The following is a 10407-nucleotide window of genomic DNA, read 5'->3' on the forward strand; positions in this document are numbered from 1 at the left end:
GGTTGTTGATGGTTGTTATTTACCCCTCACACTCCTCATACTCCCCACACTCCTCATACTCCCCCTACTCCCCCTACTCCCCCCATCTCCCCATCTCCCCACCTCCCTACCTCCCCACCTCCCCTCCAGGCAACGGGGAACCAAGTAGACTGAGATTGAGAACATGACCACCAGTGACTAAATAAACAGGTTCACAGATTGAACCTAAGTGTCGTACTAACCTACCTAAGCGATCGCGAAAAGTTCGACCCATCGGATAAGCTGGAACTATACCCCATCCTGTTTCCTCAGCAACAAAAATCATATCGGCAGCAACTAGTTGCACCGTCTCTAATAACTCTTGCATAGTCTTTTCCCACATAGCCTCTTCCTGAGAGAGTAGATTCGCTACCCATGTTCCCAGAGAATCAACTAAAACGCAGGTATTTGGTTGGATTTGGACAAGAGTAGCAGACAATTGCATTGGTACTTCCAATGTCATCCAGCCTTCAGGACGGCGTTGTTGATGTTGTTGAATACGCTGCTGCCACTCTTGATCATCAGGATCGCGTGTTGCGGTTGCTATATAAACTACTGATTTATGCGATTGTATCGCCAAAGCTTCTGCCCACTCACTTTTACCAGAACGTGCAGGCCCAGTCACTAGAATAATTTGACTCATTTTTTTGCCTAATCAAATGAGAATTATAAAAATTTCATCACACAAGGGTAAAAATGAAATGAGGAAGTGGGAATTATTAATTAAAACTTAGAAATGAATATTACCCTTACTCAATGCCTAATCTCCGAGGCAAAATGTCCAATATCCCTGTCTGGTAGCTTTACTCCAAGCTATTTCCTTAGTATCTTGAATTAACCGGGGTTAACCACTTACCATAATTTTTCACTTTGGGGATGAGATTGTTGACCCCAAATAACTTTTAAGAGATAAAATTAACACTCAGCATCTTATTGATGTAACTATTGGGAAAAGTCAAAAATCCCAACTATCAATTCAGCACCATCCACAATCACGAGTTACAGACAAGTTAGAGATACCCATTATGAAAGCAAGCTTAAAGCGTATTGAGGCTACTCTACACGATTTAGGAAATCGCGATATCACCACTACTGAATCATCAGAAGTCAAGAAACAGCCTTTATCATTTCGGATCAGTGTTGGTGGAGCAGAAAAGTCAGAAAATGATGATATCGAATCAGAAGATGAGTATGATCAGCAATCAGAAGAGTACTCTCAGTTTCATCACACCTGTGTACAGACATTCCCAGTAGAAGAAAACGGTTACAAAACACCAAGCCTACCCAAATTCAAAACTCCTAGCTTTACTAACCATCGCAATGCAGCCAACCCAGCATTGGCAATGAATCTGTTGCAAGAAATACAGGAAATTGTTGCCAGTTGGCAGGCAGAATTGCAAAAAATTGTGCGGCAAATACAAGATGTTTATCTAGAAGGACCAATAGTCAATGGTTGGTTAGAATCACACACAGACAACGAACCAACTGGAAGCGCTACACTACGTCATGCAGAAGTCAACCGCTTAATGGATTACGTAGAAGAAATTTGCGCTCAACAAGCTAAAATTTCCTATCAATCATCCTCTACTGGCTACCGCTTGTGTGGTTTGGATGCTTCCGGTACAGTGTGGACACGTCCCTGTCCCCCGGATCAGGTTGCGAGTGTGAGTATGGCGATCGCTCGTTACCAAAAGTTACGTCAGTTGTTAGGACGCAAGCAATACTTAGAAACTCGTCTCTCACAACTGGCTGAAACGCTTGTGGTATTACATGGTCACATTCAATGTCAGTAAAGCAACTAACAGGCAATTTAACAATCAAGCCTCAAAACTTTTAATTTGCGGTGATAGCAAATTTAGCTATGAGCATCTTAGGTGAAGATATCAGGGTGATTTCCGAAAAAACTCGGTTGGTGAGTCAGGTTTATTTGGTATAGATTAGCTCCAGAACAGGCAAGTATTGAATTTTCTGATGGTTAGTAGTTAGGGGTTAGTAGTTATACCAATTCGCCAAAAGAATGCGACAGATAGGCCACCTTGTAGAGACGCGATTCATCGCGTCTTTATCCAAGGATGTGTTGCAATCATTAATTGAATTGGTATTAGTGTTTAGTTGTGATTAAAACAACAACCAACAACCAACAACCAATAACCAACAACCAATAACCAATAACCAATAACCAATAACTCCCTATGCCAGATACGCTAATCTCTGCCATTATCTGTACTCACAATCGAGACAATTATTTAGGCGCTGCTATAGATAGCCTTCTAGCGCAAGATTTTGCTTCTGGCTTTGAAGTGATAGTGGTGGATAATGGTTCTAGCGATCGCACTCGTTCTGTTGTAGAACAAAGGGCAAATCATCCCCACCTCAAGTATGTTTATGAACCTGTTATTGGTCTATCTGTAGCCCGGAATACAGGCGCTCAAGTTGCAAGCAGTGAAATTCTGGCATATCTTGATGATGATGCTGTCGCTAGCCTTGGCTGGCTGCAAGTTTTATATAACGCTTATAAAAATAACCCAAAATTAGCGATCGCTGGTGGCAAAGTCAGCTTGTTATGGCCTGAAGGAATGCAATCACCACGATGGCTTTCTCCAGGACTAGCTGCTAATTTAGGGGCATATGATCTAGGTCAGAACACAGTTTACATAGACAAGCCTGGTTTAACTCCCAGAGGTTTAAATTACTCCATACGTCGCGCTTTTCTAGAAAAAATTGGAGGCTTTGATCCTCAGCTTGGCCGCATAGGTAAAAAATTATTATCTAACGAAGAACTGCAAATGACTGAACTTGCCCTCCAAGCAGGTTGGCAAGTCATGTATCTACCCGAAGCCCACGTGTTTCATAATATTTCCCCCGAACGTGTTAAACGTTCTTGGTTTTTAAATCGGGGTTGGTGGCAGGGTATTAGTGAGTGTTATCGGGAACAACTCGCAGGAACAGCAGGTTTTAGCCAGCTACAACGCGGTAGCGAACGTTTTTTGCGTGGCTTGTATAAAGCAGTTAAATATTTTGCTGATCCCGCAGAACGATTTGACAAACTTGTCTATGCCTATGGTCAGATTGGTTATTTAAATGCTGCTATTGCAGGATTGTTAGCAAAAAGAGTCAATAGTCAATAGTTAATTGTTAATTGTCAATTGTCATTACCTATTAACTAGTGTACAGATCCACATTTGTGCAATCCAACCAACAACCAATCACCAACAACCAACAACTAACTACTAACCACTAACAAAACATTATGTCATCTTCTAAAATACCAGTTTCTGTACTAATTCCAGCTAAAAACGAAGAAGCAAATTTGCCAGCTTGCCTTGCTAGTGTGCAAAGTGCAGACGAAGTTTTTATAGTAGATTCACAAAGTAGTGATCAAAGCGCCGAAATTGCTAAAAGTTATGGTGCAAGTGTCGTACAATTTCATTTCAACGGACGCTGGCCTAAAAAGAAAAATTGGTCTTTAGAAAACCTCAATTTTCGGAATGAATGGGTTTTAATTGTGGATTGTGATGAGCGCATCACCCCTGAGTTATGGGAAGAAATTGCCCAAGCAATTCAAAATCCTGAATATAATGGCTACTACCTCAATCGCCGTGTATTTTTCTTAGGTAAATGGATTCGCCACGGTGGTAAATATCCGGATTGGAACTTGCGTTTATTTAAGCATAAAAAAGGGCGTTACGAAAACCTGAATACAGAAGATATTCCGAATACAGGTGATAACGAAGTTCACGAACACGTCATCTTAGATGGAAAAGTAGGATATCTGAAAAATGATATGATTCACGAGGATTTTCGTGATCTTTTTCATTGGTTAGAACGGCATAACCGCTATTCTAATTGGGAAGCCCGTGTTTACTATAATTTGCTTACAGGTAATCACGATAACGGTACTATTGGCGCTAAATTATTCGGTGATGCTGTCCAGCGCAAACGCTTTTTGAAAACAATTTGGGTGCGACTCCCATTTAAACCGTTTTTACGGTTTGTGTTGTTCTATTTGATCCAGCGTGGTTTTTTGGATGGTAGGGCTGGATATATTTATGGAAAGCTGCTGAGCCAATATGAATATCAAATTGGGGTTAAGCTCTACGAATTACGCCACTGTGGCGGCAAACTTAACACTAAGTCTACTTCTGTGACAACAACTGCTTTCCCTCAGAAAGTGAGACAGACAGTTGTTTGATGGGGAGATGGGGAGTCAGTAATAAATTGACTACTAACTACTAATGTACAGACGCGATGTTCCTCGCGTCTGTACCCATCAACAACCAACCCTACCCTTACCTTAAGCCACTACGTGTCTACGGGTTCGCCAGTCCCCCTACCCTTACCTTAAGCCACTACCCTGCCTTAAGCCGCTACGCGTCTACGCGTCTACGTGTCTACGTGACGGGAACCGCCTTTTTGGGGGCTGGACTCACCACCAACAACCAACTATCAACTAATGACCATTGACCATTGACAAATGACTAATGACCAAGCATTTATAGATTTACGCAAATATGACCAATCTTGGTTTGACCGGGGGCGTCCAAGTTGGTATGTTCTTTTATGGTGGTTTGTGCAAGCGATCGCTTTTCCTCTGACTCCTCATCCGTTTAATGGTCTGCGTTGTGCTTTATTACGTCTATTTGGCGCCCGTGTCGGTAAAGGAGTATTAATTAGACCTACTGCTCGCTTCACTTACCCTTGGAAAATCACAATAGGTGACTATAGTTGGATTGGTGATGATGTAGTTTTATACAGTTTGGATTACATACATATAGGTGAAAATTGCGTAATTTCCCAGAAAAGCTACCTCTGTACTGGTAGTCATGATATGTATGATCCAGCCTTTGGCTTGAAAACAGCGAGTATTTGCATCGGTAATGGGGTATGGGTAGCAGCAGATTGCTTCGTTGGTGCAGGAGTTAAAATTGGTACAAATGCAGTCATTGGGGCGCGTAGCAGTGTTTTTACTGATATACCTGCTGCTCAAGTATCCTGGGGAACACCATGCCGTCCTCGTTATCCTAGATTGAAGGCAGAAGAAAGAAGGCAAGAGGCAGAAGGGAAACCATGCTTTTAAGTATGGATTGAACTAAGAAAGCTTTAAACCCCCAACTTAAGTTCCCGTTTATACATTTTATGACCTCGGAGTTGAAAGTAACCTCACCCCATCCTATCGGACACCCCTCTGGGCGGGTTCGGAGAGGGACTGCCTTTGTTTGAATAACCATGAAATCATCAACTTTTGAGTTTTAAGTCCATAATGGCAGTTACAAAATCCCGATCATATGTAATAAACCGCGTCCGGTAATCAGTTCAATCATCAAAGCAATAAAGCCAAGCATGGCAATACGTCCGTTCCAGACTTCTGCACTCGTAGTAATACCCCATTCCCAAGCCTCTGGCGGATAGATTTTTACCTTTTTCTTCATTTGGTAGACTTGCGAGAGCTTTACACTCGGCTGTTTGAGAGCATCAACTACCAAGTCTGCTAAAGCTTTAATAAATATTGGATGGGTATTGAGAGCAGGTACACGACGGAAATTGTGAATTCCTGCTTCTTCTGCTATTTCTCGATACTCAAGATCAATTTCTTCTAGGGTTTCGATATGTTCGGAAACAAAACTGATCGGCACGACTACTAAGTCTTTAATACCTTTTGTTGCTAGTTCTGGGATAGCATCTTCAGTATAAGGTTGTAGCCATTCGACTGGGCCAACACGACTTTGGTAAGCTAATGTATGGGCATTGGGGCGATCAAGTGTGCGCATGATTAAATAGGTGCATTCCTCAATCTCTTGCTGGTAGGGGTCGCCTGCTTCTTCTACATAGCTTTTAGGAACGCCGTGAGCGCTAAAGAAGACGTGAGCTTCATTCGGATTGGGTAGTTGGTCAATTTCCTGGGCTATCAGTTCTGCCATTGCCTGGAGATAGCCTGGTTGTTTGTACCAAGAAGGAATTACTGTGTATTCTATCTGCTGGAGTCTGGGGTCTTCTTGCCAAAGTTTTTCTAAAAGCCGGAAGCTAGAACCACTGGTACTGATAGAAAATTGCGGATAAAGAGGTAATATAACCAGTTTTTCAATGCCATCTTGGATAATGCGAGCGATCGCTTCTTCGGTGTAAGGATGCCAGTAACGCATACCGATGTAGATTTTCGTATCTTGCCCTAAGGCTTGCAATTGTGCTTTGAGGGCATCTGCTTGAGCTTCGGTGATGCGCCGCAGTGGAGAACCACCACCAATTTTGCGGTAATTCTCTTGAGATTTTTTCGTACGCCGTGAAGCAATAAACCAGGCTAGGGGTTTTTGCAACCAGGGAAAAGGTAGGCGAATAATTTCCGGATCAGAAAACAGATTAAAAAGGAACGGCCCTACATCTTCTAATTTCTCCGGGCCACCGAGATTGAGTAGTAATACGCCTACACGACCCATAGCAGTAACAATCCCCCAATCTTTTCAGCTTTTTTACTAATGTTAACAATATATCTTTATTAAATATATAAGTTAACGACTAAGGATAGAGACAGTGGCTACAATTTTACGAGATTGGAGTTATCGTTACCAGTGGCTGTACGATGGTGTATCCCGTTTGGCAGCTATAAGTGTTGGTGGTGAACAACGTTTTCGACAATTGGCTTTGCAAGGCTTAACAATTCACTCAGATACTAAAGTTCTTGATTTATGTTGTGGCAGTGGACAAGCAACACAATTTTTAGTGAAATTGTCACAAAATGTAACAGGATTAGATGCATCACCGTTATCTCTGCTAAGGGCAAAACAGAATGTTCCCCAAGCAGAATATGTAGAAGCTTTTGCTGAAGAGATGCCCTTTGCAGATAATGAATTTGATTTGGTGCATACAAGTGTTGCCCTACACGAAATGCAGCCTGAACAATTACGAAAAATTATCAGAGAAGTACATCGTGTGCTTAAGTCTGGTGGAGTATTTACTCTTGTTGATTTCCACAATCCTCATAATCCCTTATTTTTGCCATCTGTATGGCTGTTTTTGTGGTTATTTGAAACCGAAACTGCTTGGCAGTTGTTAAAAACTGATTTACCTGGGTTATTGATGGAAATGGGGTTCAGTATTGACAAACAAAGTTTGTATGCGGGTGGAAGTTTGCAGGTAATACAGGCGAGGAAATGATACCGTTTCACTATCAGTCTGATACGATTTGGTAATCAGACAAGGAGGACAAGGGAGACAAAGGAGATGGGGAGATGGGGGGAGTGGGAGGAGTGGGAGGAGTAAGTATTAAATAACTACTAACCATTGACCACTAACCATTGACAATTGACCAACGACCAATTACCCATTACCAATTACCAGCATACGCAACAGTATAAGTATTCAAGCGAACATGATATTATTTCACCTCTGTTACTTCTCCTACAATAGGCTTTGATGCAAAATCAGCTAAACCAATACCCTGCAATAAATTAGCCCAATCATTAGCAAAAACAGGATTTTTTGTTTCAGCGAGGCGGAGTTTACCTAACTCAGACAAAGCTGAATACCAAATGCCATTTTCAGCATAAATAGCGATGCGCTGCCGTGGTGTGGTAGCTGATTTCAAAAGACTTGCTAATTCAGGTTTGATTGCTATTCTTTGCACCCATCCACGCACAAATATTGGGTTAGATAGTTGTTGCTTAGAACAATAAAGTTTGAAGTACCATTGATAGTCTTTGTTAACTGCTAAGGCTACTGTAGATGGTAGCCTCAAGCTCACAACACCTGGCGTATTAGGCAGAGTAAAATTAGTTCGGTAAACGTCATTATTTGTTTCATCTTGCAATACAAATTCGCCAATTGGTGTGTCTGTTGGTTTATAAGGAACAAAAAACCAAAAGCTAGGAGACTCATCAACAGTCAAACCTACATTTTTTTCTGGTATCAATGCAGTCGTTAAAACATCTACAGGCGGACAGTCACCACGGCTTCCAGTTCCTCCCCTTTTAATAGGTCTGCCTCGGCTTGATCCATCTGGTTCTTTGTCCTGAAAGTGAATTTGTATGTGCTGAGAATTATTATTAGCTGGTTGCTTGGGTTGTGCTATTACTGGTACGAAATAGCTCATCCAGCCAAACAACATACAAGCTATAGTCAATGCACATTTTGATTTGCTCATTTGTCATTGTTTTTGTATGTTTAAGACCTCGTCCTTAAGGACGGGGTTTAACAATCAATTGTCATAGGTTGAGCATATAGTAATCAAATCAAAAAACTATTGTTTTCTTGATTGGTTACATATTTTTGGAATTTCTCCTAGAGAATGCAATTTTTTTTGGTTTGACCATATCAGGAACATCAGTCAAGTCTGTTAAGTTAATCTTTCTATTATTCTTTGTTGGTGTAATTAAAATCAGATTATGCACTTCAGGGGTAATGTAAAAACATAAAAATTTTTTATGCACGGTACAAAGTTGCATATTGTAGTAACTTTTTTAACGCAAAGGCACGCGGATTTGGCGCTAACGCAGAGTCTCGTACGTATATTTTTACTCTTCATTTTGAGATGAAGTTAGGGTTGCTACGCTTGCTCCACCAGCTAGTAAGACTAATGCTGAGGGAAGCAGTGGTATCCAACCACCTTGTATTAATAAGTATAAGCAAGATATATATAAAATACTGACCGCACCTGCTAGAGCAATGAGCAGGCGTAAGCGCGATCGCATCTGCCAAGCTAGTACACCACCAACTACACACCAACTCCAGATCCACAAGATTTCACACCACTTTGGTAAAACCCGTAACAGCGGTCGCTTATCTAGGACAGCGCTGAGGATCTGACTCACCATATGTGCTTGTACAACTACTCCTGGCATTTGATGACTGTAGGGAGTAGACCAGTAATCGTGAAAACTTTCGGCAGTTGTACCAATTAGAACTATGCGATTCCGTACTAAATCGGCAGTAAGTTGATTGTTGAGAACCTCTTTAAGAGTAATTTGTTGGGCAACTGGATCGGCAGCACGCCAATTTAACAAGACTTGATGACCAAGATTATCTATACCAGTGTAACCGCCACTGTTTTGCTCTATATTTTTAAACACCACCTTGCCGAACTGCCAATTATTTCCAGGAGGCAGTTGAGGTTGAATACCATGATTTTTTAAGTAACGACTCGCAAGGCGAAAACTCAAAGATTTATCAGTTGCACAGGGAGGTGCAGGAGCCATAGACAAGATTTGACGACGGATGACGTTATCAGGATCAGTAACGACATCACTAAAACCTTGGCGTTGGATTTGGGTAGAAACTTCAGGGGGTGGGGGAACACCAGGATTTGTTTTGTCTTCACCACCTCTACATATGGCAATAAAGCGATCGCTTGTTTGCATTGTCTTGATTAAATCTGCATATTCTGGTTTGATTGGGTTCTCACGATAGATATCCAAACCAATAACGCTGGGGTTGAACTGTTCCAGTTTTTTCACAGCTTCAGCCAAGGCTTTGTCTGATAGTGATGCTCCTACTCTTTCTGTGGCGGGTTGGGCGCTCACATCAGCTTCTGTTACTGTTACTACTAGTATACGAGGATCGGGTTTTTCAGGAGGACGCGATCGCATCAATAAATCAAAAGCTGCCAGTTCCCATGACTGCAACATTCCTAGTGATCTAATGCCCACAGTAAGGGCAGTGATTACTACACTTGCTTTGAAGATGATGGGAACAATACGCCGGATAGGCAAAATCGGGGGGCGGTTGCTTAGGTGTTGTTGTGGCCAAACTAACGGTTCTGCTGCTGGATTCTGGCAAATCACCGGCAACCAGCTGGCACAGGGGAATTCATTTTCTAAACCTTGTAATTTATTCTGTGCTTCTCGTAGCGCTAAATAAAAAGATTCCCCATGAGCAAAAGCTTCGAGAAAGTGCTTTAAAAATTCTTGGGCGACAAAATCGGGGACTGGTTCGCGCATGACAACCATTTGGGGAATATGCAGAGAACCTAATTCCCGCGCTAATTCCAAACCTTCACAGGAGTTAAAAATGACTAAATTCAGACCCCGTGCGATCGCTGCTTGGAGAGCATTTTTTAATTGAGCGATCGTCAACGTCTCTGTTTGATTGATATGAATCCGACCACTTTCTCCTTCAGCACCAGTTGAACCATGACCTGCAAAAAATAGCATATCCCAGCCTCGTCTATCCCAAAGCCAGCGATCTAACTCTTGCCGTTGTGGTTCGACCAAAAAAATAATTTCCGCGCCTGGTAACTGCTCTAAAATCGCCCGATCTTGCTGGACATCAATTCCTTGACTATTACCCAGAACTGCGAGAATCCTGATTTTTCGCCCAGGATTTTTACGTAACGGCTTAACTTGCTCAACCTCTAAAACACTTGAACATGCCACTGCCTTTTGATAGTCTTCAAAAAAATCC

General features: G+C 41.9%; 10 protein-coding genes. 6 read left to right on the plus strand and 4 right to left on the minus strand.

The window, feature by feature from the left end; genetic code table 11:
• Positions 1–106: 106 nt before the first annotated feature.
• On the minus strand, positions 107–661 hold the full coding sequence (gene cobU / locus UYI_RS0107090; protein WP_016865983.1) for a bifunctional adenosylcobinamide kinase/adenosylcobinamide-phosphate guanylyltransferase: 555 nt from the start codon (positions 659–661) through the stop codon (positions 107–109).
• 382 nt (positions 662–1043) lie between these two features.
• On the opposite strand from cobU, the gene UYI_RS0107095 reads away from it, so the two are divergent.
• The 5 genes from UYI_RS0107095 to hpsU all read left to right on the plus strand — a co-directional run bounded on the left by UYI_RS0107095 (position 1044) and on the right by hpsU (position 5095).
• Positions 1044–1811, plus strand: coding sequence for a hypothetical protein (locus tag UYI_RS0107095; protein WP_016865984.1), 768 nt, complete (start codon positions 1044–1046; stop codon positions 1809–1811).
• Between the two features lie 399 nt (positions 1812–2210).
• Positions 2211–3146, plus strand: coding sequence for a glycosyltransferase family 2 protein (locus tag UYI_RS0107100; protein WP_016865985.1), 936 nt, complete (start codon positions 2211–2213; stop codon positions 3144–3146).
• 122 nt (positions 3147–3268) lie between these two features.
• Positions 3269–4210 (plus strand): glycosyltransferase family 2 protein, encoded by a 942-nt coding sequence (locus tag UYI_RS0107105; RefSeq protein WP_016865986.1) that lies wholly within the window; start codon positions 3269–3271, stop codon positions 4208–4210.
• 56 nt (positions 4211–4266) lie between these two features.
• A complete protein-coding gene (locus UYI_RS36575; RefSeq protein ID WP_157226305.1) occupies positions 4267–4482 on the plus strand; it encodes a hypothetical protein in 216 nt (71 codons plus the stop codon).
• A gap of 10 nt (positions 4483–4492) precedes the next feature.
• Positions 4493–5095 (plus strand): hormogonium polysaccharide biosynthesis acetyltransferase HpsU, encoded by a 603-nt coding sequence (gene hpsU, locus UYI_RS0107110; RefSeq protein ID WP_016865987.1) that lies wholly within the window; start codon positions 4493–4495, stop codon positions 5093–5095.
• 190 nt (positions 5096–5285) lie between these two features.
• Here hpsU and hemH read toward each other — a convergent pair whose 3' ends face one another.
• On the minus strand, positions 5286–6449 hold the full coding sequence (hemH, locus tag UYI_RS0107115) for a ferrochelatase (RefSeq protein WP_016865988.1): 1164 nt from the start codon (positions 6447–6449) through the stop codon (positions 5286–5288).
• A gap of 94 nt (positions 6450–6543) precedes the next feature.
• Between hemH and UYI_RS0107120 the strand changes: the two genes are divergently transcribed.
• Positions 6544–7167 (plus strand): class I SAM-dependent methyltransferase, encoded by a 624-nt coding sequence (locus UYI_RS0107120; RefSeq protein WP_016865989.1) that lies wholly within the window; start codon positions 6544–6546, stop codon positions 7165–7167.
• Between the two features lie 220 nt (positions 7168–7387).
• On the opposite strand, the gene UYI_RS0107125 is transcribed toward UYI_RS0107120, so the two are convergent.
• Both UYI_RS0107125 and UYI_RS32110 read right to left on the minus strand, forming a co-directional pair.
• Positions 7388–8152 carry a DUF928 domain-containing protein gene (locus UYI_RS0107125; protein WP_026085795.1) on the minus strand — a complete coding sequence of 255 codons (765 nt, stop codon included), beginning with the start codon at positions 8150–8152 and terminating at the stop codon, positions 7388–7390.
• A gap of 370 nt (positions 8153–8522) precedes the next feature.
• The coding region (locus tag UYI_RS32110; protein WP_016865991.1) for a CHASE2 domain-containing protein at positions 8523–10407 on the minus strand (1885 nt) is incomplete at its 5' end.

This window comes from Fischerella muscicola PCC 7414 (genome assembly GCF_000317205.1).
Classification (GTDB): Bacteria; Cyanobacteriota; Cyanobacteriia; order Cyanobacteriales; family Nostocaceae; genus Fischerella; species Fischerella muscicola.